Source organism: Agromyces laixinhei (genome assembly GCF_006337065.1).
GTDB lineage: Bacteria > Actinomycetota > Actinomycetes > Actinomycetales > Microbacteriaceae > Agromyces > Agromyces laixinhei.
On the sequence record NZ_CP040872.1, the window covers coordinates 1714477 to 1738589 of the forward strand.

General features: G+C 69.4%; 21 protein-coding genes and 2 tRNA genes. 17 read left to right on the forward strand and 6 right to left on the reverse strand.

What is annotated here, in order from left to right; translation table 11 throughout:
- The first annotated feature begins 79 nt into the window (after nucleotides 1–79).
- Nucleotides 80–850, forward strand: a complete 771-nt coding sequence (locus FHG54_RS08070) for a fumarylacetoacetate hydrolase family protein (protein ID WP_139416818.1) — start codon at nucleotides 80–82, stop codon at nucleotides 848–850.
- 22 nt (nucleotides 851–872) lie between these two features.
- On the opposite strand, the gene FHG54_RS08075 is transcribed toward FHG54_RS08070, so the two are convergent.
- Both FHG54_RS08075 and FHG54_RS08080 read right to left on the reverse strand, forming a co-directional pair.
- Nucleotides 873–1355, reverse strand: a complete 483-nt coding sequence (locus FHG54_RS08075; RefSeq protein WP_139416819.1) for a hypothetical protein — start codon at nucleotides 1353–1355, stop codon at nucleotides 873–875.
- The gene (locus FHG54_RS08080; RefSeq protein ID WP_139416820.1) at nucleotides 1352–1804 is read right to left on the reverse strand and encodes a cupin domain-containing protein; all 453 of its coding nucleotides are present in this window, start codon (nucleotides 1802–1804) and stop codon (nucleotides 1352–1354) included. The genes FHG54_RS08075 and FHG54_RS08080 overlap by 4 nt, the downstream gene beginning before the upstream one ends.
- A 107-nt stretch (nucleotides 1805–1911) precedes the next feature.
- Between FHG54_RS08080 and FHG54_RS08085 the strand changes: the two genes are divergently transcribed.
- Together FHG54_RS08085 and FHG54_RS08090 are read left to right on the forward strand one after the other, a co-directional pair.
- Nucleotides 1912–2391 (forward strand): group III truncated hemoglobin, encoded by a 480-nt coding sequence (locus FHG54_RS08085; protein ID WP_139416821.1) that lies wholly within the window; start codon nucleotides 1912–1914, stop codon nucleotides 2389–2391.
- Complete coding sequence (locus FHG54_RS08090) at nucleotides 2372–3079, forward strand: helix-turn-helix transcriptional regulator (RefSeq protein WP_139416822.1); 708 nt, start codon at nucleotides 2372–2374, stop codon at nucleotides 3077–3079. Before FHG54_RS08085 ends, FHG54_RS08090 begins: the two co-directional genes overlap by 20 nt.
- Here FHG54_RS08090 and FHG54_RS08095 read toward each other — a convergent pair.
- Nucleotides 3063–4127 carry an aminotransferase class V-fold PLP-dependent enzyme gene (locus FHG54_RS08095; RefSeq protein ID WP_139416823.1) on the reverse strand — a complete coding sequence of 355 codons (1065 nt, stop codon included), beginning with the start codon at nucleotides 4125–4127 and terminating at the stop codon, nucleotides 3063–3065. The two genes, FHG54_RS08090 and FHG54_RS08095, sit on opposite strands and share 17 nt — an antisense overlap.
- 81 nt (nucleotides 4128–4208) lie before the next feature.
- On the opposite strand from FHG54_RS08095, the gene FHG54_RS08100 reads away from it, so the two are divergent.
- From FHG54_RS08100 to FHG54_RS08110, 3 genes are all read left to right on the forward strand, one after another.
- Nucleotides 4209–5168: a LysR family transcriptional regulator gene (locus tag FHG54_RS08100; RefSeq protein ID WP_139416824.1), complete on the forward strand. Its 960-nt coding sequence runs from the start codon at nucleotides 4209–4211 to the stop codon at nucleotides 5166–5168.
- Nucleotides 5169–5179: 11 nt separating this feature from the next.
- Nucleotides 5180–6694, forward strand: a complete 1515-nt coding sequence (gltX, locus tag FHG54_RS08105; protein ID WP_139416825.1) for a glutamate--tRNA ligase — start codon at nucleotides 5180–5182, stop codon at nucleotides 6692–6694.
- Nucleotides 6695–6785: 91 nt separating this feature from the next.
- Nucleotides 6786–6857 (forward strand) — tRNA-Gln (locus tag FHG54_RS08110).
- A gap of 132 nt (nucleotides 6858–6989) precedes the next feature.
- On the opposite strand, the gene FHG54_RS08115 is transcribed toward FHG54_RS08110, so the two are convergent.
- Nucleotides 6990–7538: a DUF488 domain-containing protein gene (locus tag FHG54_RS08115; protein ID WP_233437730.1), complete on the reverse strand. Its 549-nt coding sequence runs from the start codon at nucleotides 7536–7538 to the stop codon at nucleotides 6990–6992.
- A gap of 211 nt (nucleotides 7539–7749) precedes the next feature.
- Between FHG54_RS08115 and FHG54_RS08120 the strand changes: the two genes are divergently transcribed.
- Entirely contained in the window at nucleotides 7750–10047 is a 2298-nt protein-coding gene (locus tag FHG54_RS08120) for a transglycosylase domain-containing protein (protein ID WP_168197147.1), read from the forward strand.
- An 18-nt stretch (nucleotides 10048–10065) separates the two neighbouring features.
- Here the strand turns inward: FHG54_RS08120 and FHG54_RS08125 are convergent, their stop codons facing one another.
- Nucleotides 10066–11418: a hypothetical protein gene (locus tag FHG54_RS08125; protein WP_168197148.1), complete on the reverse strand. Its 1353-nt coding sequence runs from the start codon at nucleotides 11416–11418 to the stop codon at nucleotides 10066–10068.
- Nucleotides 11419–11788: 370 nt separating this feature from the next.
- Between FHG54_RS08125 and FHG54_RS08130 the strand changes: the two genes are divergently transcribed.
- A complete protein-coding gene (locus FHG54_RS08130; protein ID WP_168197149.1) occupies nucleotides 11789–13255 on the forward strand; it encodes a serine hydrolase domain-containing protein in 1467 nt (488 codons plus the stop codon).
- 16 nt (nucleotides 13256–13271) lie between these two features.
- On the opposite strand, the gene FHG54_RS08135 is transcribed toward FHG54_RS08130, so the two are convergent.
- Entirely contained in the window at nucleotides 13272–13907 is a 636-nt protein-coding gene (locus tag FHG54_RS08135) for an MBL fold metallo-hydrolase (protein WP_139416829.1), read from the reverse strand.
- A 60-nt stretch (nucleotides 13908–13967) separates the two neighbouring features.
- Between FHG54_RS08135 and FHG54_RS08140 the strand changes: the two genes are divergently transcribed.
- From FHG54_RS08140 to FHG54_RS08180, 9 genes are all read left to right on the forward strand, one after another.
- Nucleotides 13968–14870 carry a diacylglycerol/lipid kinase family protein gene (locus FHG54_RS08140; protein ID WP_139416830.1) on the forward strand — a complete coding sequence of 301 codons (903 nt, stop codon included), beginning with the start codon at nucleotides 13968–13970 and terminating at the stop codon, nucleotides 14868–14870.
- A 110-nt stretch (nucleotides 14871–14980) separates the two neighbouring features.
- Nucleotides 14981–15053, forward strand: a tRNA-Glu gene (locus FHG54_RS08145).
- 264 nt (nucleotides 15054–15317) lie between these two features.
- Nucleotides 15318–16352, forward strand: a complete 1035-nt coding sequence (locus tag FHG54_RS08150; RefSeq protein ID WP_139416831.1) for a TerC family protein — start codon at nucleotides 15318–15320, stop codon at nucleotides 16350–16352.
- A gap of 54 nt (nucleotides 16353–16406) precedes the next feature.
- Nucleotides 16407–17666 (forward strand): MFS transporter, encoded by a 1260-nt coding sequence (locus FHG54_RS08155; protein ID WP_139416832.1) that lies wholly within the window; start codon nucleotides 16407–16409, stop codon nucleotides 17664–17666.
- Nucleotides 17663–19459, forward strand: a complete 1797-nt coding sequence (locus tag FHG54_RS08160) for a sulfatase (RefSeq protein WP_139416833.1) — start codon at nucleotides 17663–17665, stop codon at nucleotides 19457–19459. The genes FHG54_RS08155 and FHG54_RS08160 overlap by 4 nt, the downstream gene beginning before the upstream one ends.
- 128 nt (nucleotides 19460–19587) lie before the next feature.
- Nucleotides 19588–20481, forward strand: a complete 894-nt coding sequence (locus tag FHG54_RS08165) for a PP2C family protein-serine/threonine phosphatase (RefSeq protein ID WP_232331270.1) — start codon at nucleotides 19588–19590, stop codon at nucleotides 20479–20481.
- The gene (locus FHG54_RS08170; protein ID WP_139416835.1) at nucleotides 20462–21607 is read left to right on the forward strand and encodes an FHA domain-containing protein; all 1146 of its coding nucleotides are present in this window, start codon (nucleotides 20462–20464) and stop codon (nucleotides 21605–21607) included. The genes FHG54_RS08165 and FHG54_RS08170 overlap by 20 nt, the downstream gene beginning before the upstream one ends.
- Nucleotides 21607–23304, forward strand: a complete 1698-nt coding sequence (locus FHG54_RS08175; RefSeq protein WP_139416836.1) for a serine/threonine-protein kinase — start codon at nucleotides 21607–21609, stop codon at nucleotides 23302–23304. Before FHG54_RS08170 ends, FHG54_RS08175 begins: the two co-directional genes overlap by 1 nt.
- Nucleotides 23301–24044, forward strand: a complete 744-nt coding sequence (locus FHG54_RS08180; protein ID WP_139416837.1) for a hypothetical protein — start codon at nucleotides 23301–23303, stop codon at nucleotides 24042–24044. Before FHG54_RS08175 ends, FHG54_RS08180 begins: the two co-directional genes overlap by 4 nt.
- The last annotated feature ends 69 nt before the right edge of the window (nucleotides 24045–24113 follow it).

Below are 24113 nucleotides of genomic sequence, written 5' to 3' on the forward strand. Positions count from 1 at the left end.
GGCATCCATCTGCCCCGCTCACTGCAGTCGGGCGCCGCGCACTCGGCCCCTCTGGCCGACCCCCGGCTAGGCTGAAGGAATGAAGATCGCGCGTTTCAGCCACGACGACACCATCGCATTCGGCATCGTCGACGAAGAGGAGCACGAGCTCGTCGTGCTGAAGGCCGACCCCATGTTCGCGGGCTACGAGCCGACGGGGGAGCGGGTCAAGTTCACCGATGCGAAGTTGCTCGCACCCGTGATCCCGAGGTCGAAGGTCGTCGCCGTCGGCAAGAACTACCACGACCACGCGGCCGAGATGGGCGGCGAGGCGCCTGCGGAGCCGTTGCTCTTCCTGAAGCCGAACACGTCGGTGATCGGCCCCGACGATGCGATCGTCCTTCCGAAGCAGAGCGAGCGCGTCGAGCACGAGGGTGAACTCGCCGTCGTCATCGGCCGCATCGCGAAGAATGTCGCCGAAGACGACGCCGACGACTACATCTTCGGCTACACGATCGCCAACGACGTCACCGCACGCGACCTGCAGCATCGCGACGGCCAGTGGTCGCGCGCCAAGGGATTCGACTCCTTCTGCCCACTCGGGCCGTTGATCGAAACGCACGTCGACTTCGACGAGGCAGTGATCGAGACGACCGTCAACGGAGTGCGCAAGCAGGAGGGCCGGCTCGCCGACCTCGTGCACTCGGTGCCTGCGATCGTCGCCTACGCGTCGAGCGTGTTCACGCTGCTGCCGGGTGATGTCATCCTCACGGGAACGCCCGCAGGGGTCGGGCCGATCGTCGACGGCGACACGGTCGACGTGACGATCTCGGGCGTCGGCACGCTTTCGAATCCGGTGCGTTCCGCCTGAACCACGACGCCGCTGAGCCGGGTCAGCCCGCCGCGCGGAGGTGGGTGAGCGCGAGACCGACCGGCACGCCGATGAGCACCACGAAGAGCGGCAGCGCCATGAGTGCACGCGCGACACGCCCCGAACCGGCGGACGGCGTCGCGAAGACCGTTCGCAACGCCACGACGAGGGGCGCGACGATCATCAGCCCGCCGAGGTCTGCGATGAGCGGCACCCGGGTCAGCGCCCCGACGATGACTAGCAGGTTGCCGACATTCCAGGCGGCGATGGTCGCCCAGCCACCGCGACCGGCCGCCCACGCGGCGGACTCGAGCACGCGGGAGATGAGGCACTGGGCGACTCCGCCCACGAGCACGAGGTAGGCCGCAAGCCAACTGCCGCGTTCCAACTGCAGCGGTCCGGTCACTGCGGCGACGAGTCCGCCGATGACGATGAGCGCGACGCCGAGAGCGTTGCCGAAGACCACAGGGCTGAGGCGCGGAGCGGGAGCGGGAAGGGCGGTCACCGTGCATCCGCCGGCGCGGTGGATGCCTCTGTGGCGGGTGCCTCGGCGACAGATGCCTCTGCGTCGGATGCTTCGGCGTCGCCGTGCTCGCGCCCGACCTCACGGGTGTGCGCTCGCGCAGAGCCGAGCACCGTGAGCAGCAGTTGCGCCGGCCCGATCGCCTCGACCGCGTGCGGCACGCCGGCGTCGAGTTGCACCAACGCCCCGACGGCGAGATCGACGCGCTCGTCGCCGATCGTGACGACCGACCGGCCCGAGACGCCGCGGATGAGAATGGGTGCTCTGGCCGTGTGGTCGCGCATCACCGCGCCGCGTCCGAGGCTGATGAGCACGAGCGAGACGCCGTCGAGTGCGAAGACCCGGCGGCTGCGCACTTCGCCGTCTTCGCATGGCATCACCTCGCGAAGGTGCGCTTCGTCAGTGGCGATGATCTGAAACCGCGAGCTCATTCCCGATCCCTTCGACGGCGATTCGATCGGACTTCCGCATGAGCGAGACCCGATGAATTGACCGTATCAGATTGCGGTTTAATCGGCACGAAGGCTACCGTGGAGGCATGGCCGATCTACCGAGCGGACTCGTAGAGCTCCGAGACATCCGCGACCGCGACGATGTCGCACAGCTCGTCGAGTCCTTCTACCGTCGCGCCTTCACCGACCCGCTCATCGGGCCGATCTTCACCGATGTCGCCCACATGGATCTCGACCACCACCTTCCGATCATGTGCGACTTCTGGGAGACGGTGCTCTTCCGTGCCGGCAGTTATCGTCGGAACGCGTTCGCCATGCACGTCGCGCTGCACGCGAAGTCTCCGCTCGGCGCGGCGCACTTCGACCGATGGCTCGAACTCTGGGTCGCGAACGTCGACGCGCAGTTCGCCGGCGACGCGGCGGAGCGCGCGAAGATCCAGGCGCGTCGCATCGCCGCCTCGATCAGTCGGCGGTTGTCGGGGCGTTCGGGCAGCGCGCTCGAGACGATCTCGACGCGGGCACGGCTCGAGGCGGAGGAGGCGATCGATGCGATCGACGGAGGATGAGCCTGCCGCACTCGCGTCATCGGCCGCACTCGCGTCGCCGGCCAGACGGCGGGTGCTGGGCGCACTGGAGCGGTCGGGCGAGCCCGTCGAGGCTGCCGAGCTCGCCGAGTCGATCGGCGTGCATGTCACGACCGCGCGCTTCCACCTCGACCAGCTCGTCGATGCCGGGGTCGTCGAGACGACGACTCGCCATCGGGGGCGTCGCGGTCGCCCGCGACTGCAATACGCGCTGGTCGACGCGGTTGCGGCACGCGCGCGAGACGAACGCTCCCGCGACCGGCTGATCGACGCGCTCGCGGCCGCACTCGAAGGGCAGGGAAGCGAGACGCGGGCGAGACTCTCGAGTGAAGCGGGGCAGAACTGGGCTGCGAGCCTGTCCGTTCCGTCGGGCGGTGAGGCGCCGACCGAGCGGCTCGTCCGGGTGCTCGATGAACTCGGCTTCGCACCCGAACGGGTCCCTGAGGGGCTCTCGCTCCACGCCTGCCCGTTCCGCGATTCGGCGCGCCGTCACCGAGGCGTCATCTGCGCGGTGCACGAGAGCCTCATCCGCGAAGTGCTCGCCGGCGATGCACCCGATGAACCCGATGATCCCGACGCACCCGCGGCATCCGATTCGCGCGTCGAGGCCCGGCTCCTGCCGTTCGCCGCACCCGACCGGTGTCTCGTCGCGCTCAGTGCGGCGCGCTGACCGTCGCGCGGCGGCGGCCGAGGCCGAGGGCACCGGCGGTGAGTTCGACGTCTTCTTCGTCATTCCAGACGTGGAATGCCACCCGGGCCCGGCCTGCACGCCCTGATGCCGTGATGCCCGCCGCGCCGAGCGACGCGAGCGCGCTGCCGTCGGCGTCGGGCCAGGCGACGATCGCACTGTCGGATGCGCCGAGCCCGAGTCGTTCGCGGAACGCGTTCGCGAGCCCCACGTCGTGGCTCCGCACCTCCGTCATGTCGAGCGAGGCGGCGAGTTCGAGCGCTGCCGCTGCCCCGACCCACGCGTGCCAGGCGGGGGAGACGCCGAAGCGCTGCGCGTCCGCCGCGAGGTGCAGCGCGGGCCCGTAGCACGATGCCCACGGATCGGTGCCCGAGTACCACCCCGCCGCATGCGGGGTCAGCTCGTCGATCGCCCGGGGAGAGAATGCCGCGAAGGCGGCACCCCGGGGCGCGGAGAGCCACTTGTAGGCGTGGCAGATCACGACATCGGCGTCGAGCGAGTCGGTCGGCATCCACCCTGTGGCCTGGGTCGTGTCGACGAGCACGAGGGCGCCGGCGGCGCGAGCAGCAGTGGCGATGGATGCCGCGTCGGCCACCTCGCCCGTCGCCGACTGTACGAGCGAGTACGAGACGAGCCAGGTGCGATCGGTGACGGCGCCGGCGAGCTCGGCCAGCGGCACGTGGCGTACGCGAAGGTCGCCGCGGGCCAGGAACGGCCCGACCACCGAGGAGAAGTCGCCGTCGACGCAGACGATCTCCGCGCCGGTCGGCGCCGATGCCGCGACCAGTCCGGCGAAGACCGAGACCTGGGAACCGGTGGCGATCTCGCTCGGATGCCGGCCGAGCAGGGTCGCGGCGTGGCCGCGGGCGCGGTCGTGGATGACGCTGTAGTCGACGCCGGACGCCGCGCCGATCGACCATGATTCGAGGTCGCGCCGCACTGCGGCGCGGGTGACGTCGGCCGGCAGGCCCATGGTGCAGGCGGCGAGGTAGCCGCGTCCGGCAGCGTATCGCTCGCGAGTGGGATGCATGGAACCAGTCTCGGCCCGGCTCATTCATTCGACAAGGCCCGGTGACTGATCATATTCATGCGCCGGGATTATGATTCAGTCATGTCGGATGCCTCGATCGACGCCCTTGCTGCGGCCCTCGACCTGCAGACGGTTCGCGTCGTGCACGAGATCGCCGAGCACGGTTCGCTCACGGCCGCGGCCGAGCAACTCGGGTACAGCCAACCCGCGGTGAGCCAGCAGTTGCGACGGTTCGAGGAGCGCACCGGCATCGCCCTCGTCGAACGGGTCGGGCGCGGCATCCGTCTGACCGAATCGGGTCGGGTGCTCGCGCGGCGCGCGCGAGACGTCGCGGCGACCCTCGACGCCGCCGCCGGCGAGCTCGCCGAGATCCGCGGGCTTCGGGCGGGGCGGGTGCGGATCGTGGCGTTTCCCTCTGCCTCGGCGACGCTCGTGCCGAGACTCATCGCCGCGCTCACCGTTGCGCACCCCGGCATGGACGTCTCGTACGTCGAAGCCGAACCGCCCGAGGCGGTACGTGCCGTGCGCACGGATCGGGCCGACCTCGCGATCACCTTCAGCTACCCGGGCGACCGCGACGACCCGCACCAGGCGAGTGCGAGGGGGCTCGATGTGCGCAGCTTCGGCGACGAGCCGATGCGACTCGTGCTGCCCGCGGGGCATGCCGCCGCGGCATCCGACCTCGTCGATCTCGGCACCTTGCGCGACGAGCCCTGGATCGCGGGCTGCCCGCGCTGCCGCGGGCACCTGCTCGAACTCGCCGGTGCTGCGGGATTCGTGCCGCGCATCGCCTTCGAGACCGACAACTTCGTCGCCGTCGAGGGCATGGTCGCCCAGGGGCTCGGTGTCGCGCTGCTGCCGGCTCTCGCCCTCGCCGCCTCACCGCGGCACGACGACGTGGTCGCGCGGCCCACCGCTCGCGCCGACGTGCGATCGCTCCACCTCGTGACTGCGCGCGGGGCCGAGCGCGTGCCCGCCGTTGCCGCGGCGCTCGCCGCGCTCGAATCGCTCGCCGATCGAGAGCACCGCGCCGATCGGTAGCATTGGAGCGTATGTCTGAGACAGCTCACCCCACGACCACGGCGACCGGCGGCGACATCCGCGTGCGCTTCTGCCCATCGCCGACCGGCACGCCGCACGTCGGCCTCGTACGCACCGCCCTGTTCAACTGGGCCTACGCGCGTCACACCGGCGGCACCTTCGTGTTCCGCATCGAAGACACCGACGCCGCTCGCGACAGTGAAGAGAGCTACGCACAGCTTCTCGACGCGCTCAACTGGCTCGGCCTCACCTGGGATGAGGGCATCGACGTCGGCGGGCCGCACGGGCCGTACCGGCAGTCGCAGCGCGGTGAGACCTACCTCGAGATCATCGAGCGGCTGAAGGCCTCGGGTCACCTCTACGAGTCGTATTCGACCGCTGAAGAGATCGACGCTCGCAATGCGGCGAACGGCCGGCCGAAGCAACTCGGCTACGACAACTTCGACCGCGATCTCACTGAAGAGCAGAAGGCGGCATTCCGCGCAGAGGGGCGCGAGCCTGCACTGCGCCTGCGCGTGCCCGAGACCGACCTCGGCTTCGACGACCTCGTGCGCGGGCGCATCGACTTCCCGATCGGGTCGACGATCGACTTCGTCGTGGTCCGGCCGAACGGGGCGCCGCTCTACACCTTCGTGAACCCGGTCGACGATGCGCTCATGGGCATCACCGACGTGCTGCGCGGTGAAGACCTGCTCTCGTCGACGCCGCGTCAGATCGCGCTGTACCACGCGCTCATCGACATCGGCGTGACCTCGTTCGTGCCGCGCTTCGGCCACCTGCCCTACGTCATGGGCGAGGGCAACAAGAAGCTCTCCAAGCGCGACCCCGAGTCGAACCTGTTCCACCACCGCGACCGCGGGTTCATCCCCGAGGGGCTCGTCAATTACCTCGCGCTGCTCGGCTGGGGCTTCTCGGCCGATCGCGACGTCTTCTCGCGCGACGAGCTGGTTGCCGCGTTCGACGTCGCGAACGTCAATCCGAACCCGGCGCGTTTCGACCTGAAGAAGGCCGAGTCGATCAACGGCGACCACATCCGCCAGCTGGATGTCACCGACTTCGCGGCGCGAACCGTCCCGTATCTGCAGGCGGCCGGTGCCGTGTCGACCCCGATCACTCCGGGCGAGCAGGCGGTGCTCGCCGAGGGTGCGCCGCTCATCCAGGAGCGCATCGCCATGCTCGGCGAGGCGCCCGCAATGCTGGGCTTCCTGTTCACGGATGCCGCGGGACTCGAGTTCGACGAGGCGGCCGTCGCCGCCCTGACCGCTGATGCTCCGGCGGTGCTGGCGGCGGCGCGAGAGGCGCTCGACCGCCTGCCGGCCGGGGAGTGGACGCACGATCAGATCGAGGAGGCACTGCGCGCGGCGCTCATCGACGGTCTGGCGCTGAAGCCGCGAGTGGCCTTCGGCGCGGTGCGCACGGCGATCTCGGGGCGGCGAATCTCGCCCCCGCTCTTCGAATCCATGCAGATTCTCGGCAAGGTCGACTCGATCGAGCGCATCGATCGCCTGGCGGCGCTGATCGCGTGACCCGCGGGCGACCCGCGCCGCTCGCCGGTTTGGCGGGGGTCACGCCGTAGGCTAGAGTTACATGTCGGCCGGGAACTTCGGTTTCGGCCATTGGGGTATGGTGTAATTGGCAACACGGCGGTTTCTGGTACCGTTGTTCTTGGTTCGAGTCCAGGTACCCCAGCAGTGAAACTGGCGGAAGTCCGCGGCGAAGTCATGCTTCGCCGATCCGTTCTCAACCGGAAGACCGTTGCGGTCGGCGGCCGTTATCCGTGAGCACCGCGTAGCCGACCGGCCGGGCTTGGAGGCGAGCCGTCTACGGATACTCCACCGTGCCGTCTCGGATGACGGCTCCCGGCGTGAGCTCCGCCGGCCGGGTCTTCCCGCCAGGCATGACGTGTCGAACGGTGGCGCCGTGAGCAAGCAGGTGGTCGGCGATGATGCGCCGATGGCATCGCCACCACACCGCCTCCGAGCACATGACGGCGAGGTGCTCGTGCTGCGCCATGGCGAGCAGCTCGTCGAGTCCCTGTCGGAACGCGCCGGTCGACGCGTAGTCGGCGTAGTTGTGGAAACTCCGGTTCTGCCAGAAGGCGTTCTCTTCGGCGGGCACGTCGGCTTGCCGCCCTCGGCGACCGCCGAGTGCGGCGATGCGGTGGTAGGCGATCGCTCGCTCGGGAAGCTCCGCCGCGAGCGCATCCTCGTTGAACTGCGGAAATCGGCTGGACCCGGGCAGCCGGCGCACATCCACGATCGCGGTCACACCGGCGCCCCGCAGCAGATCGACGAAGTCATCGAACGTATGCGTTGAATGCCCGATCGTGAAGATGTCGTTCGTGCTCGAGGGTTCGGCCACGATCGTCACGGGCCGCTCCTCTCGTCGGGCGGATGAGCCTTTCCGTCGAGGCTAACAGCGCCCTCGGGCGGGGCTCATCACGACGAGACGCGCGTCGGCTGGACATCCGAGGGGTGCTGATGTTCCATTGAAGGTGTCCGCACTGCTCGAGCCTCCCTACCGGCTCGGCCGCGATCGCGAGACGCCGACGGGGATTGGGTGAGCCATGGGTTCTGGGAACATGCGGAATCGTGACTTTCAGGAGACGCGTACGCCGGTCGGTGTCGTCGGCGGGCTCGTGGGCCTCGTTGCAGCGAGCGTCGGCGTCGCCATGCTCGTCGTCGCCGGGGTGACGCCGGCCCTCGCGACCGTCGGCATCGCGGCATCCGGAACCATCGGCATGTTCGAGAACCTTCCGGGCTACCTCGAGATCGACGAGCTCTCGGAGAAGAGCAACATCTACGCCACCGCGAGCGACGGATCGCCGGTGCTCCTCGCCTCGTTCTACGACCAGAACCGTGTCGAGGTCGGCTGGGATTCCGTCAATCAGTATGTGAAGGATGCCGCGATCGCCGCTGAAGACCCGCGGTACTACGACCACGGCGGCGTGGATCTGCAGGGCACCATTCGCGCGGCCGTGACGACCGCGGCCGGTGGCAACACGCAGGGCGGATCCTCGATCGCGCAGCAGTACGTGAAGAACGTGCGCGTGCAGGAGTGCGAAGCGGAGGCACACGTCGCTGCCGTCGCCGATCTCACCGAGGAGGAAGCCGAGGCACTGACCTTCGACGAACGGCTCGTTCTCGTCGAGGCCGAGAAGGTCGAATGCTACGAGCAGGCCACCGAATCCGCCGGCAGCGCCGGCATCGAGCGCAAGCTGAAGGAGATGCGACTCGCGATCGGTGTCGAGAAGCGGTATTCGAAGAGCGAGATCCTGCTCGGCTACCTGAACATCGCGGGCTTCGGCGGCACCGTCTACGGCATCGAGGCGGCGGCCAACTACTACTACTCGACGACCGCGGCGGCTCTCACGCTCGCTCAAGCCGCGTCGCTCCTCGCGATCGTCAACAACCCCGCCGAGTTCCAGCTCGACCGACCCGAGAACGAAGCGAACGGTGCGGCGAACGGCTATGCGAGGAACAAGGAGCGTCGCGACTACATCCTCTTCCACATGCTCGACGAGAAGAAGATCACGCAGGAGGAGTACGACGCCGCGATCGCGACGCCGATCACGCCCGCCATCCAGGAGCCGAGCACCGGCTGTCAGACCGCGGCGGACTCCGCGTACTTCTGCGATTACGTGAAGAACATCCTGCTCACGGATCCGACGTTCGGCGAAGACGATGAGACTCGCATGCGCAACTTCCGCCGCGGTGGATACGACGTCTACACGACGCTCGATCCCGATCTGCAGGCAGCCGCGGTGGGTGCGATCGCTCAGCACGTGCCGCAGACCTACCCCGGGTGGGACGTCGGCGGTGTGATCTCGAGTGTGGAGGTGGGCACCGGCCGGGTGCTCGCCATGGCGCAGAACAAGGTGTACAGCCAGGATCCGAAAGTGCTCGAGACCGGGCCGCAATACACGAGCGTCAACTACAACACTGATTTCACGCAGGGCGGGTCGAGCGGGTTCCAGCCGGGGTCGACCTACAAGGTGTTCACGCTGGCACAGTGGCTGAACGAGGGGCATGCGCTGAACGAGCGCGTCGATTCCAAGCCGAAGGCGAACTGGGGTGTCTTCAACGACAGCTGCAACGGCCCCATCAACACCAACTCAGAGAACTGGAACCCGAAGAACGACGCCAACGAGGCGGGCGCCAACTACTCGGCGCTCGAGTCGACCATCGGATCGATCAACACCGGCTTCATCGGCATGGCGAAGCTGCTCGACCTCTGCGGCATCCGCAAGACGGCTGAGGCGTTCGGCATGCACCGGGCGGATGGCGATCCGCTTCAGCAGGGGCCGTCGTCGGTGCTGGGTACCAACGAGGTCGCGCCGCTCAGCCTCGCGATTGCGTTCGCCGGCATCGCGAACAACGGTGTCGCGTGCAGCCCGATCGCGATCGACCGCATCGTCGATCGCGAAGGCAACGAGGTCGCGGTGCCGACGTCGACCTGCTCGCCTGCGGTCTCGCCAGAGGTGGCCGCCGCCATGCACTACGCGATGCAGGCCGTGATGGCCAGCGGCACGGGGTCCTCGTCGAACAGCGGCGTGCGGCCGTACGTGCCGCTGATCGGCAAGACCGGTACGACCGACGGCAACAAGGACACCTGGATGGCGGGCGCCAGCTCGAAGGTGGCGACGGTGGCGGGTGTCGTGAGTCTCATCGGCGACGCGAACCAACGCGGCATCTCCTTCGACAGCGGCACTGCCGCGACTGCCCGCCACCGCATGTGGCCGATGGTCATGTCGGTGGCGGCCGCGAAGTACGGCGGAGATGCGTTCTCGGTCATCGGCCCGACCCAGCCTGTGGCGGCGAGGGCCCCGGTGCCCGGGGTGGCGCCTTCGGCGCCGGACCCGAACACCGGGGGCGAGTGACGCGGCGATCCGGCGTGGTCAGGCGGTGACCGACTCCCGTCGGGCGAAGCGCACGCGGTGCGTGATCCAGCCGGCGATCGCGGCCGCACCGAGACCGAGGGCGACGAGAAGCCACGGCACCATCGTCGCGGGGGAGACCCCGGCGGCGCCGTTCGCGAGCGTCTCACTGCCCTCGGCGACGAGTGCGTTCCCCTCGCTCAGCTCGCTTGAGCCGGTCGCGAGCTCGGAGGCTCCGCTCGCGAGCGTCGCGGACCCGTCTTCGAGCTCGCCGGTGCCGTCTGCCAGCGCGGAGGCGCCGGTGGACAGCTCCTTCGCTCCGGTCGCGAGGTCCGTTGCGCCGGTGCTCAGCGTGTTCGCTCCGACCGCCAGCTCATCGGCGCCGCCGGCGAGTTCGAACGCGCCGTCGAGGAGCGAACCTGCGCCGGAGGAGATCTCCGCCGCGCCGGTGCTCAGCTCGCCGGTCTTGCTTGCCAGGTAGGCCGCCCCGCCGGCGAGTTCGTTCGTCTTCGCGGCCAGCACGGAGGTGGCGGTCGTGTCGAACTCGACGAGACCGGCGTCGACCTGGCCGATTCCCGCGTGCAGTTGCATGAAGCCACCGTCGAGCAGAGCGGGGCCGTCGGTCTGGAGCGCGGAAACGCCCTTCGTGAGCTCTGCTGAGGTATGTGCAAGCGTGCCGTATTTCGTCGCGGTCTCGGGGTTCGTCAGGTCGAGATCGGCCTGCAGGCTCGCGAGCGTTGCGTCGAGCATTTGGAGCCCGCCCAGCATGTTCGCGGTCTCGTTCGCGATGTAGGCGTCGGTCTGCGCGTCGAAGGCGTCGACGCCGGTCGCAAGGTCGCCGAGGCCGCCCCGCAGCAGTGGGATGCTCGAGTCCGCCTGAGCCGCGCCCTGCGCGATCTGCTGGGCACCGGTTGCGAGCTCCCCGGCGCCGGTGGCGAGTTCGGCAGCGCCGGCCGCGGCTTCATTGGCGCCTGCGCTCAGTTCGGCAGCCCCGGTCGCCGCCTCGGCCGCACCGGTGGCGAGGGACACTGCACCGGTCGCTGCCTCGCTCGCGCCTGCTCGCACCTGTTCGGCGCCGAGCGACGCCGAAGCTGCCCCGGTCTCGAGCGAGATCGCGCCGGCCGCGGCATCCGCGGCGCCGTCGTTCAACTGCTTGCTGCCGGCCGAGAGCTCGCCTGCTCCCTTGGCCACCGCGAGCGAGCCGTCGCTCGTCTGGGAGGCTCCCGCGGCAAGCTGCTCGGAACCGCTCGCGAGCTGGCTCGTCGTGAGCAGGAAGAGGGCCGTCATCGTTGCGAGCGCGAGCGCGAGCACGGCGACGGCGATCTTGAGTCCGACGCCGTGCTCGTGCTCGGAGGCGGGTTCGATTCTCGTCATTGAGACTCCAGATGTGCGGGCGCGCGAGTGAGCGCGCCGAAACGGGGGTGCAGGATTCGCGACCGGGTGCTGTGGTCGCAGCCCCTGATACGGCGTGGGTGGGCCGAACGGCGGGGCACGGGGCGCGGATCGACCCCGGAGTGACATGAACGTATCAGCGCGTGAGATTTCGTCAATGCACTCCGATGAAGATGTGTGCGAATCGCCAACGGAGACGGCCGCTGTGCGGGTGACGTTGTCGGAGTGCCACAGGCAGCGGGCGCGTTCTCGTGCGAAACCTCCGACTTGTACGCTGGGTGCGGGCCGGCGCCGACGGGCCCATCACGAAGACGGGCCCATCACGCAGACGGGCCCACAACGAAGGAGCGCCATGACCATCGCCGCCGACGCACTGCGTGCCGTCGAGGCGGTCTTCACCGAGCGGATCGCCGCGAACACTGCTCCGGGCTCGAGCTGGGCCGTCTTCGATCGTGGCGGCGTCGTCGCGAGCGGCGGTGCCGGCGTGACCTCGCTCGACCCGTCGCACCCGGCACGCGGCCCGGAACCGGGCCCCGACACGCTGTTCCGCATCGCGAGCTGCACGAAGAGTTTCACGGCGGCCGCCCTGCTCCTGCTCCGCGAGCGGGGCCTCCTCGACCTCGACACCCCGGCGCGCTCCTTCGTGCCCGAGTTCTCGCCCGAGGTTCCGGGCGGGGGCGCCGTCGGTCCGACCGTGCGCATGCTCATGACGATGTCGGGCGGGCTCCCGACCGATGATCCGTGGGCCGATCGCGAGGAGTCCATGACCCGCGACGAGTTCGACGCCATGCTCGCCGCCGGTATTCGATGCTCTGCGGTGCCCGGCACCGGATTCGAGTACTCGAATCTCGGCTATGCCGTGCTCGGCCAGGTCGTCGAACGCGTCTCGGGATCGACCTTCACCGACTTCGTGACGCGCGAACTCATCGAGCCGCTCGGGCTCGACGTGCGCTTCGATCGGCCGGCCGACGCCGCGGTGCCGCTCGCGACGGGCCATCGTCGGGTCGGCGATGACGGATGGCTCCCGCTCCCGTTCACCGGACCCGGTGTGTTCTCCGCGATCGGGGGACTCTTCGCCTCGGCGAGAAGCCTCGCCGAATGGGCCGTGTGGCTCGCCTCGGCGAGGGCCGGCGACGACAGCGGTCCGCTCAGCGCCGCCAGTCGGCGCGAGATGCAGCAGCTCGCGCGAGTCGCCGCCAAGCGGCAGGACCCGGCCGCCGCCACCGCGCCGCAGAAGGTGTTCGGCTACGGGTTCGGCCTCTTCGTCGAATACGACGATCGCTTCGGTGCGATCGCCTCCCACTCCGGGGGCTATCCCGGATTCAGCGCGCACATGCGTTGGCACGAGGCATCCGGCCTGGGCGTCGTCGCGTTCGAGAACGCGACGACGGCACGAGTCTCGCAGGGGGCCGAACGGGCGCTGAAGCTCGTGCTCGAAGCGGCCGAGGCGACGCGCCCGCTGTCGCCGGCAGCGGCGCCGTGGCCCGAGACTCTCGACGCGTCCGTCGCCGTCAGCGCACTCGTGAACGAGTGGTCGGATGCCGCCGCGTCGGCCGTGCTCGCGACGAATGTCGCCCTCGACGTGCCGTACGACGAGCGCCGGGCCGCGATCGAGACGGCGTGGGCTGCCATCGGCGGACGGATCGGGGCGAGCACGCAGGCCGTCGACGCGGCCGGCGATTCGCCCGACCACCTCGTCTGGTTCCTGCCCGGTGCGACCGGACGGCTTCGCGTCGAGTTGCGGATGACCCCGCTCGTCTCGCCGCGAGCGCAGACGTTCCTCGTGAGCGTCGAGAGCCCCGAGGCATCCGGCGCCTGAGGCAGGCGGAGCGCGTTCAGACCTCGATCGCGTCGCCCGGCTCGAGTGGCAGATACTCGCCGCCGCCCTGCTCGGTCGCCCAGGCGAGCCGCACGTTCGAGAGCGCCATCCCCGCCGGGGAGAGCACCATCTCGTGGGTCGGGAACGCCCGACGGGGTGCGACCTCGACGACGTAGTCCATCGATTCGCTGATCTTCATCCAGGGCGCGGCCGCCGGTGCGGCGAGCACCTCGACCGGAACGCCGGGCACCGTGAACGAGTCGCCGCCGTAGTAGATCGCATCGTTCACGAGCACGCCGAGGTTGTCGATCACGGGGATCGAGGGGTGGATCACGGCGTGCCGGCCGCCGAAGAATCGCAACCGGAACGGGCCGACCTCCACGGTGTCGCCCGCTTCGACCGTCTCGACCGCGAACCCCGTCGCCGCGGCCGCGACGCCCGCCGGACCGAAGATGCGCGCCTCGGGGTTGGCCGCGACGATGCGGGTGAGCTGCTCGGGGGTCCAGTGGTCGTCGTGCCGGTGGGTGATGACGACGGCGACGGCGCCGGCCGATGCCGGCACGGGTCTCGTGAACTTGCCCGGGTCGACGTACAGCTCGCCGCCGGACTCCTCGATGACGAGGGCGGCGTGTTCGAGTTTGGTGAGGCGCATGGTTCGAGCCAACACCTGGTCGCATCCCCGCGCAAGGCGCCTGCCTGCCAGAATCGCACCATGGCCAGCGCTCCACGGCGACTCCTCGTCGCGATCAATCCCGCCGCGTCCTTCGGCAGGAACCGCGCCGTCGGCCCGGCGGTGGCCGAGCGGCTGATGCGCGAGGGGTACGAGGTCTCCGTGCTCCGCGAGGCCAATTTCGAACTGCTGCGACGCGAGACCGAATCGGCCTTCGCGCTCGGCACCGACGGTCTGGTCGTCGTGGGCGGCGACGGCATGGTCTCGCTCGGGGTGAACCTCGTCGCGGGTACGGGCGTGCCGCTGGGCATCGTCGCCGCGGGCACGGGAAACGATCTCGCGCGCGGGCTCGGGCTGCCGCACGAGGACCCGGGCGCCGCGACGGAGGCGCTCGTCGGGGCGCTCGCCCGGCCGCCTCGCGCGATCGACGCCGGCGTGATCCGGCACGGAAATCTGCGGACCTGGTTCGCGTGCATCGTCTCGGCGGGATTCGACGCCGTCGTCAACGAGCGGGCGAACCTGATGGTCCGCCCGAGGGGGCCGAGCAGGTACACGCTCGCGATGGTGCGCGAGCTCGTCACGTTCCGCCCCCGTCGCTACACGATCACGATCGACGGCGTGCGACGCGAGCAGCGGGCGATGCTCGTCTCGGTGGCCAACAACTCCTCGCTCGGCGGCGGCATGCGCATCGTGCCGCACGCCGATCTCTCCGACGGGCTGCTCGACGTCTTCATCGTGCATCCGCTCTCGCGGGCACGGTTCATCGCTGTCTTCCCGAAGGTGTTCGCGGGGCGCCACACCGATCACCCCGCGGTCGAATTCCTCTCCGGGCGCGAGGTGCGCATCGAGGCCGAGGGCATCGTCGCCTATGCCGACGGGGAGCGCATCGGGCAGCTTCCGATCGACGTCGAGATCGTGCCGGGAGCGCTCTCGGTCCACGTCTGAGCGGCGGTGGTTCGCGACGCGTTCGAGCACCGTCACGCGAGCGGATGCCGCGGCCGCCTCGATTTTGCGGCGCCCCCGGAGCTGTGTCATAATCTTCAAGTTGTCGATTCGGCCCCATCGTTTAGCGGCCTAGGACACCGCCCTCTCACGGCGGCAGCGCGGGTTCAAATCCCGCTGGGGTCACGTCTGTGACACATCGCGACAACGCCGCAGAAAGCCCTCGCATGAGCGAGGGCTTTCTGCGTTGCGTCGCAATCCTCGGCCCGAGCTCACGGCGGGGTCGAGTAGACTCGCCGGAGCGAAGGGGAGTATCCCGCGAGGCTCGGCCTCAACCCACGATCGTCAGTACGAGTGTCGTCGCCGACGCTCCGGTCGTGGGCCTGCGAATCAGCAGGGGGAGAGACTTTCGGATTCCGTCGTCCCCGCCAACTCCGAAAGGCACCCACGTTGCTCGACCTCCCCGTCTGGTTCGAAGTCGGATCCCTCGTCGTCCTGACGCTGATCCTCGTCGCTGATCTCCTGCTCGTACTGAAGCGCCCCCACGTGCCGTCGATGAAGGAGTCCACGCTGTGGGTGACCTTCTACGTCGTGCTCGCCCTCGTCTTCGCGGGGCTCATGTACCTCTTCGCGGGCGGCGAGTTCGCCGGCCAGTTCCTCGCCGGATGGCTCACGGAGTACAGCCTCTCGATCGACAATCTCTTCGTGTTCGTCATCATCATGGCGAGGTTCGCGGTGCCGCGAAAACTGCAACAGGAGGTGCTGATGGTGGGCATCATCATCGCACTCGTGCTGCGCGGCATCTTCATCCTGCTCGGCGCCTCGCTCATCGAGAACTTCTCGTGGATCTTCTACATCTTCGGCGCCTGGCTCGTGTGGACCGCGATCCAGCAGGTGCGCGGCCACGACGACGACGACAACGACACCTTCGTCGTGCGGATCATCCGACGTCGTGTCGCGCTCACCGACGAGTACGACGGGGTCAAGCTCCGCACGGTCATCGACGGCAAGCGCTTCTTCACCCCGATGCTCATCGTCTTCGTCGCGATCGGCACGACGGACCTGCTGTTCGCCCTCGATTCGATTCCGGCGATCTTCGGCATCACCCAGAGCGCGTTCATCGTGTTCACGGCGAACGTGTTCGCGCTCATGGGCCTGCGCCAGTTGTACTTCCTGCTCGGCGGCCTCCTCGAACGACTCGAGTACCTCAAGTACGGCATCGCCTTCATCCTCGCCTTCATCGGCGTCAAGCTGGTGCTGCACGCGATGCACGTCAACGAATTGCCCTTCATCAACGGCGGCGAGCACATCGAGTGGGCGCCCGAGATCTCCACATGGGTGTCGCTCGGCGTCATCCTCGCGGCGATGGCGGTCGCGACCGTCGCGAGCCTCGTGAAGGCCCGACTCGACGCGAAGTCGCGCGGGCACAAGCTCATGGACGAGGTACCGCACTTCACCGAGGACTCGCACGCCGACGGGCGGTGACCGCGAAAGTGGGACGGTTGACTTAGTCGGTCGCCCCACTTCATACTTCCCTACATGGTCGACGTCGACCGGGCGCCCGAGCCCGACTCCCTGAGCAACCGCGCCGAACGCGCCGATCCGGTGCCGCCCCGCGTCTCGATCGGATGGCTCATCCGCTTCGGGCTCGCGTGGTTCGGCCTCTGGCTCCTCGTCATGTTGCCGGGGCAGTTCATGACGGCGAAGCTCGCGGCAGTCGTCGCCCCCGATGACAAGGTCGCCCTGACCTCCTTCCTCATCGGCGAGGCATCCGTCGTGATCCTCGTGTCCGTGCCGCTGTTCGGCGTCTTGAGCGACCGCACCCGGCTCAGCGGCTGGCGTCGCCGTGCCTGGGTCCTCGGCGGGTTCCTCCTGTCGGGGACCGCGTTCGCGCTCGTCGGCATCCAGCAGGAACCGGTGGCGATCGCCGTGCTCATGGCGCTCGTCTCGCTCGGTCAGGCCGCCGTGCTCGTGGCGCTCTCGGCCGTGATCGCCGATCAGGTGCCGCGCTTCCAACGCGGCCGTGCCTCCGCCGCGATGGGCGTTCCGCAGGTGCTCGCGTTGGCGATCGGCATGGTGGTCGTCACGATGCTCGTACCCGACGTGGGCGGCAGCTGGGCGATCATCGGGCTGCTCGCCCTCGGGTGCGCGGTGCCGTTCCTGCTGGGTTCCCGCGACCCCGAACCGCCGGCCGATGCTGCGCCGAAGCGATTCTCGGCCGCGCTGCGCGTTCCGCCGCTCGGGCCGAATCACGACTACTACTGGGCGATGGCGTCGCGCGTGCTCGTGAACGCCGGCAACCTCGTCGGCACGACCTACCTGCTCTATTTCCTCTCCGACGTGCTCCGCGTCGACGATCCCGACACCGGCATGCTGATGCTGATCCTCGTCTACCTCGTGGCCTGCGGATTCAGCGGATGGATCGGCGGCATGCTCTCCGATCGGCTCCGCGCGCGCCGCGTGTTCGTGCTCGTCGCGGCGGCCCTGCAGGGTGCGGCCGCACTCACGCTCGCAGCTGTGCCGACCTGGGACGCGTCGATCGTCGCCGCAGTGCTGCTCGGCCTCGGCTACGGCGTGTTCCTGTCCGTCGACCAGGCCCTCGTCACCGATGTGCTGCCCGACCGCACCAACCGTGCTCGCGACCTCGGCCTCATCAACGCCGCCCAGCACCTGCCGATCGCGCCACTCGTGGCGTGGCTCGTGCTGAGCGTCGCCGGCTACCGGGAGCTCTACGCGGTCGCCGCCCTGATCATGCTGCTCGGCGGCATCCTGATCTTCCGCGTGAGGAGCGTGCGATGAAGCTCGTGGTCGTGATGTTCGACACCCTGAATCGGCAGTTCCTGCCTCCCTACGGAGCCCGCGACGTGCACGCGCCCCAGTTCGAGCGCCTCGCGAAGCACGCGGTCACGTTCGACCGGTCGTACGGCGGCAGCATGCCCTGCATGCCCACCCGCCGCGAGATGCACACCGGGCGCCTGAACTTCCTGCACCGTGGGTGGGGGCCGCTCGAGCCGTTCGACGACTCGGTGCCCGAGATGCTCGGCGAGCACGGGGTGACCACGCACCTCGTGACCGACCACCAGCACTACTGGCTCGACGGCGGGGCCACGTACCATCCGCGGTTCGATACCTTCGAGTTCTTCCGCGGCCAGGAGGGCGACGAATGGAAGGGGCAGGTCGCCGACCCCGACCTCTCCGGCATCCGGCCGTTCGCGTCGAACCACGCCCTGCGGCGGCAGGACCAGGTGAACCGGCAGCATCTGCGCGACGAGGCCGATCACCCGCAGCGGCGCACCTTCGACGCCGGACTCGAGTTCATCGAGACGAATGCGAACGACGACGACTGGTTCCTGCAGATCGAGACATTCGACCCGCACGAGCCGTTCTTCAGCGGCGAGCGCTTCCACCGGCTCTATGACACCGCGTACGAGGGGCCGGAGTACGACTGGCCCGACTACGCGCCGCGGAGCGAGAGCGACGAGGAGCTCGCGCACCTGCGTGCCCGCTACAGCGCGCTGCTCTCGATGTGCGACGAATCGCTCGGCCGCGTGCTCGACGCGTTCGACCGGCACGATCTCTGGCGCGACACGATGCTCGTCGTCTGCACCGACCATGGGCTGCTGCTCGGCGAGCACGACTGGCTCGGCAAGAACGTGCCGCCCTACTACGAGGAGACCATTCACACGCCCCTCTTCATCTGGGATCCACGCTCGGGCGTGCAGGGCGAGCGCCGCGATGCGCTCGTGCAGATGATCGACCTCGGTCCGACGATGCTCGAGTACTTCGGCGTCGAGCCGCGCGCCGACATGCAGGGCGTGCCGCTCGTCGACGCGATCGCGAACGATACCGAGCACCGCGACGGCGCCCTGTTCGGCATCTTCGGCGGGCACGTGAACGTCACCGATGGCAGGTACGCCTACCTGCGCGCACCGGTTCAGGCAGGCAACGCCCCGCTCGCCGAGTACACCCTCATGCCCACGTTCATGCGCGGGCGCATGCCGGCCGAGGTGCTGCGCGAGGCCGAGCTCGTCGAACCCCTTCCCTTCACGAAGGGCATGCCCGTGCTGCGCGTGCCCGGCTACGCCTACGCGGACCCGCACGCGTTCGGCACGATGCTCTTCGACCTGTCGACGGACCCTGCGCAGGAGCATCCATTGCGCGATGCCGAACTCGAACTCCGGATGGCGCGGCTCATGACTCGACTCATGCGTGCAGCGGATGCCCCGCCGGAGCAGTTCGACCGTCTCGGTCTGCCTGCCGCCGGGGAGGTGGAGGCACGGCATCTCCTCGTCGAAGCGCACTGGCCCCAGTTGATGTCTGCGCGCTCCGGCCCGATCGTCGCCGACGAGTTCGCGGGTTCCTGCTACTCCGTGAACACGCCCATCGCGGAGTTGCTCGCGCATCCGCCGGCCAAGCGGGTCGTTCGCGGCGTGCTCGGGCCCATGGTCGACGGGCCGCTGCCGCCCGAGGCGCTCGAGCTCAGCCTCGTGCAGGTCGCGAACCTCGCGTTCGGGCTCGTGAGCCGGCCCGCGCTCGACGAGATCGCGAAGGGGCTCACGGAGCTCGATTCCGAGGAATCAGCGGCTGGGTGAGACGGCGCCCGAAGGGAGCAACGCCACGCCGAGGTCATCGGCACCCCCCGAGAGTTGCTACCGTTGAGGCTCGGCGCCGGATGCATCGCTGCGGTCGCCACCCTTCCCACTCGATCCCGAGGAGTACCGTGTCAGGTGATGGCGAGGGCGTCGTCGCCCTGACGCGAGGCGATGCGCTCATCGCGCACAGTGCGCGAACCGATGTCGGCCGAGTACGCAGTGTCAACGAGGACTCGTTCCTCGCCGAAGCCCCCATCTATCTCGTCGCCGACGGCATGGGCGGGCACGCCCGCGGCGATGCCGCGAGTCGCGCCGTGATCGAGACGTTCTCACGGCATCTCGAATTCGGGGTGCCCTCCACGCCCGAGCAGGTGCTCGACGCGATCCACAGTTCGAACGAAGCCGTGCGTGCCCTCAGCGAGGCCGGAGAAGAGGGCACCGCGGTCGCGGGAACAACCCTGTCGGGAGTCGCCCTCGTCGATGCGGGCGACGGCGCCGGATTCCACTGGATGGTCTTCAACATCGGCGACTCGCGCGTCTATTCGTGGGACGGCCGCACGCTCGAGCAGTTGAGCGTCGATCACTCCGCAGTGCAAGAACTCGTCGACGCCGGGCTGATTCGGCCCGAAGACGCCGAACGCCACCCCGAACGCAACGTCATCACCCGCGCGCTCGGGGCCGACGAGTTCGTCGATCCCGATGTGTGGCTGATTCCGGCGGCCGGTCGGCAGGTGTTCCTCGTCTGCAGCGACGGCCTCTCGAAAGAGGTCGACGACCGCGCGATCGCGCAGATGCTTGCCGGCGACGCCGGCCATGCCGCCGGACTCGCCGGTGAGCTCGTCGATGCAGCACTCGACCACGGCGGTCGGGACAACGTGACGGCGGTCGTCGTCGAATCCGTGCTCGGTGCCGACGACGACGATGACGAGACGACGCGCGATCGGCGCGGGAGACTGTCGAGAGCGGTCGAAGAGACGCGCCCTCGCACTGAGGGAGGCGGAGATGGCGACGTATCGGCATGACCCCGAGGCCGCATGGTTCGCGGCGGTTCGCGGGGGCGTGATCCTGGTCGTGCCGAGCGAAGCGGTCGATCGCCTCGCTGAACTCTGGTCCGAGCTCGGTGCGGGGGACCCGACATCGCTCGTGCTCGATCGTCTCACCGCACAGGGGCTCGCCGCGACACCGTCGTTCGCCCTCGTGGTGCGGGGCGACTCGCCCGTATCGGCGCGCGTCGTGGTGCGCGGCCCCATCACCGTGCGGTCCGCGTCCGACGAGATCCACGACGCCGGCGTCTCGTCCTGGGTCGAGCGCGTGCTCGACGGGTCCTTTTCGATCGAGGTGGTCGTCGATGGCGGTGCGGATGACGCTGCCGTACCGCTCCCCGTCGTCGAGGCCGTCGTGCCGCTGCGCTCCATCGTCTCCGACGGCGTCGAGCCGATCGTGCCCGAGCAGTCGGCGCCACGGGCCGCTGCGGCATCCGTCACCCCGCCGGCAGAGACGAAGGCCGACCCGCCGGTCGCGCCGCCGGCTCCGGTGGCGCTGCCTGCTCCGCCCGCACCGCCGGCACCGCCAGCGCAGCCCGCGCGCGTCACGGCGCCGGTCGAACTCACGATGGTGCCTGACGAGGAGACGATCGCGGTGCCGTCGGCCACGCCCTCGGCTCCTCCGGCCCTCGATGCGTCCGTCGACGGCGACCACGACGGCATGACGGTCGCGAGCGTCGACATCCGTCGGCTCCGCGAGGCACGGGCCGCGCGAGGCCCCGTCGCAACGCCCGACGGGGGAGCGCCTGCTGCGCCGGTGACCACAGCGCAGGCGAGCATCAGGATGCCGGACGGCGCACTCGAGGCGATCGGCCACGAGGTCGTGCTCGGCCGCGCGCCGAGCGTCAGCAAGGTGTCGGGCGGGCGCATCCCGAGACTCATCACGATCGGACTCGGCGACCCCGACATCTCGCGCAGCCACGTGCGGCTCGCCCTCGAGGGCGACACCGTCGTGATCACCGACCTGCACTCGCGAAACGGCACGCACGTCGTGGCTCCGGGCAAGACCCCCGTCAAGCTTCGCTCGGGCGAACCGACCCCGGTGCTGACCGGCACCGTGGTCGACCTCGGCGGCGGGTGGACCATCCAGGTGGTGGACGGCTGATGCGACGCGCCCCGTCCACGCCGCCAGAGCTCCCCGGTTACGCCCCGCACGGTCTGCTCGGCTCGGGCGGGTTCGCCGACGTCTTCCTCTACGAGCAGAAGCTGCCGCGCCGCAAGGTCGCCGTGAAGGTGCTGCTCGCCGAAGGGCTCGGCCGCGACACCAAGGCGCAGTTCGTCGCAGAGGCGAACCTGATGGCGCAACTGTCGGCGCATCCGTTCATCGTCACGATCTTCCACGCCGACGTCTCGGCCGACGGCCGCCCGTACTTCGTCATGGAGTACTGTCCGGGGCCGAGCCTTGCCGAACGGTACAAGCGTCAACCGCTCTCGATCGAAGACACGCTGCGCACGGGGGTGCGGCTCGCCGGCGCGATCGCGACGGCGCACTCCGCGGACATCCTGCACCGTGACATCAAGCCGGCGAACGTGCTCACGAACGCCTACGGCTGGCCGGCGCTGACCGACTTCGGCATCTCCTCGAACCTCGAGGGCGAGCTGCCCGTGCACACCGTGACGGCCGACGAACTCTCGTCGAACACCGCATCCGGCCAGTCGGCGGTGGGCATGAGCGTGCCCTGGTCGCCCCCCGAGATGTTCGAAGACGATCCCCGGCCCGACACGCGCAGTGACGTGTTCTCGCTTGCGGCCACGGTGCACACCCTCATCGCCGGCCGCACGCCCTTCGAGATCCCCGGCCGGCCGAACGGCTCGCTCGACCTCATCGGCCGCATCGAGCGCGGGGCGATCACGCCGATGGACCGGCCCGAGGTTCCCCGCAGCCTCGTCGCGGTGCTCGCCAAGGGCATGGCGGCCCGGCGTGATGATCGGTATCCGAGCGCCGTCGAGTTCGCTCGCGCACTGCAGCGCGTCGAGCTCGAACTCGGGTACGCCGCCACCAGCATCGAGGTGCCCAACCTCGCGAGCGCGCGCGAGGAGGCCGAGCCCGACGACGACGACGCCACCCGGGCTCGCTCGGTGCGCACGGTCGAGGCGCAGGCGCCGAGTGCAGCGGCCGTCGTGCCGAACGACGACGCCACCCGGGCCAGGTCACCGCAGCAGATCCAGGCGCAGGTGCCGTCGGCCTCCGCCGCCGCGGGGATCGTCGACGACGGGACGGTCGTGCGCCGGCAGGCGGGCTCGGATGCGGATGCGGATGCCGATGCCGTCGGTGACGCGACGATCGTGCGCCCGGCACGAGCAGTGCCCGCACCGGCGCCGGTCGCTGCGCCCGAATCGATGTTCGTACCCGCCCCCGGCCCCGCAGCGCCCGCGCAGGTGGCCGCGCAGCGGCCCGCCAGGCTTCGGCTGGTCATCGGCATCGTTGCCGGCGTCGTCATCGCGGCGGTGATCGGTATCGCGATCGCGATGTCGGGCTCGCTGTCGGCGCCGCCGGAGGCCGCACCGGCGAAACCGAGTGGAGAGGACGCGATCGTCGCCCAGGGCGTTCCCGCTCCCGTCGTCTCGACCGGCGTCGCGAGCCCCGACGGCACGAGCGTCACGTTCGAGGTGTCCCACGCCGACGCAGAAGACGGCGACCGCTATCGGTGGACGCTCGCCGACGGCTCCGGCGACCCGCAGATCTCAGAGGGCTCGACGATCACGGTCGAGGGCACTTCCTCCGGCATCCGAACCTGTATCGACGTTCAAGTGCAGCGTGGCAGCAAGGTGTCCGAGCCGAGAACGGGGTGCACGCCGTGAGGCCGCTCCGCGTCGAGTACTGCGGCGAGTCGTACACGGTCGATGTGGGGGAGCCGTTCACGATCGGGCGCGAGTCGAACCTCACGATCGACGACAACCCCTACCTGCACCGCACCTTCCTGACCCTGTCGTCGGAGTTCGGGCTCTGGTGGCTCTCGAACGTCGGGCAGATCCTGTCGGCGACGATCTCCGATGCGACCGGCAGCGTGCAGGCCTGGCTCGCACCCGGAGCGAAGATTCCGCTCGTCTTCCAGACCGTGCACGTGATGTTCAGCGCCGGTGCGACGACCTACGACTTCACGGTGCACGCCGAAGAGGACTTCTACAACACCTCGCTCACTGCAGCGCCCACCGACGGCGGCACCACGATCCTCCCCGTGACGCTCACCTCGAGTCAGCGGCTGCTCGTGGTCTCGCTCGCCGAGAACGTGCTGGCGCAGCCGGCCGGAGGGCGGGCGATCGTGCCGAGCTCGGCCGAGGCGGCCGCCCGCCTCGGCTGGAACATGACGACCTTCAACCGCAAGCTCGACAACGTCTGCGAGAAGCTCGACCGCATCGGCGTCGACGGTCTGCGCGGCGGTCGCGGCAAGCTCGCGACGAACCGGCGAGCGCGACTCGTGGAGTACGCCGTCGCGACACGGCTCGTGAGCATCGACGACCTCGCGCTGCTCGACGCCGCCAGGGAGCCGGATCGAACGACCGAGGATCGAGCGGGCAAGGACCGAGCGGCCGAGGACTGACCGCCCGACGGCAGATGTTCACGTCGTGGGGAGTCCTCCCCATACGGAGGCGCGACACGCTCGTGTTAG

Bases quoted from the DNA above. Each gene is read 5' to 3' on its own strand.
- FHG54_RS08125 (WP_168197148.1), bottom strand. From the start codon at position 11,418: ATGACGAGAATCGAACCCGCCTCCGAGCACGAGCACGGCGTCGGACTC.
- FHG54_RS08155 (WP_139416832.1), top strand. From the start codon at position 16,407: ATGGTCGACGTCGACCGGGCGCCCGAGCCCGACTCCCTGAGCAACCGC.
- FHG54_RS08095 (WP_139416823.1), bottom strand. From the start codon at position 4,127: ATGCATCCCACTCGCGAGCGATACGCTGCCGGACGCGGCTACCTCGCC.
- FHG54_RS08135 (WP_139416829.1), bottom strand. From the start codon at position 13,907: ATGCGCCTCACCAAACTCGAACACGCCGCCCTCGTCATCGAGGAGTCC.
- FHG54_RS08170 (WP_139416835.1), top strand. From the start codon at position 20,462: ATGGCGACGTATCGGCATGACCCCGAGGCCGCATGGTTCGCGGCGGTT.
- FHG54_RS08100 (WP_139416824.1), top strand. From the start codon at position 4,209: ATGTCGGATGCCTCGATCGACGCCCTTGCTGCGGCCCTCGACCTGCAG.
- FHG54_RS08085 (WP_139416821.1), top strand. From the start codon at position 1,912: ATGGCCGATCTACCGAGCGGACTCGTAGAGCTCCGAGACATCCGCGAC.
- gltX (WP_139416825.1), top strand. From the start codon at position 5,180: ATGTCTGAGACAGCTCACCCCACGACCACGGCGACCGGCGGCGACATC.
- FHG54_RS08120 (WP_168197147.1), top strand. From the start codon at position 7,750: ATGCGGAATCGTGACTTTCAGGAGACGCGTACGCCGGTCGGTGTCGTC.
- FHG54_RS08130 (WP_168197149.1), top strand. From the start codon at position 11,789: ATGACCATCGCCGCCGACGCACTGCGTGCCGTCGAGGCGGTCTTCACC.
- FHG54_RS08090 (WP_139416822.1), top strand. From the start codon at position 2,372: ATGCGATCGACGGAGGATGAGCCTGCCGCACTCGCGTCATCGGCCGCA.
- FHG54_RS08070 (WP_139416818.1), top strand. From the start codon at position 80: ATGAAGATCGCGCGTTTCAGCCACGACGACACCATCGCATTCGGCATC.
- FHG54_RS08080 (WP_139416820.1), bottom strand. From the start codon at position 1,804: ATGAGCTCGCGGTTTCAGATCATCGCCACTGACGAAGCGCACCTTCGC.
- FHG54_RS08140 (WP_139416830.1), top strand. From the start codon at position 13,968: ATGGCCAGCGCTCCACGGCGACTCCTCGTCGCGATCAATCCCGCCGCG.
- FHG54_RS08160 (WP_139416833.1), top strand. From the start codon at position 17,663: ATGAAGCTCGTGGTCGTGATGTTCGACACCCTGAATCGGCAGTTCCTG.
- FHG54_RS08175 (WP_139416836.1), top strand. From the start codon at position 21,607: ATGCGACGCGCCCCGTCCACGCCGCCAGAGCTCCCCGGTTACGCCCCG.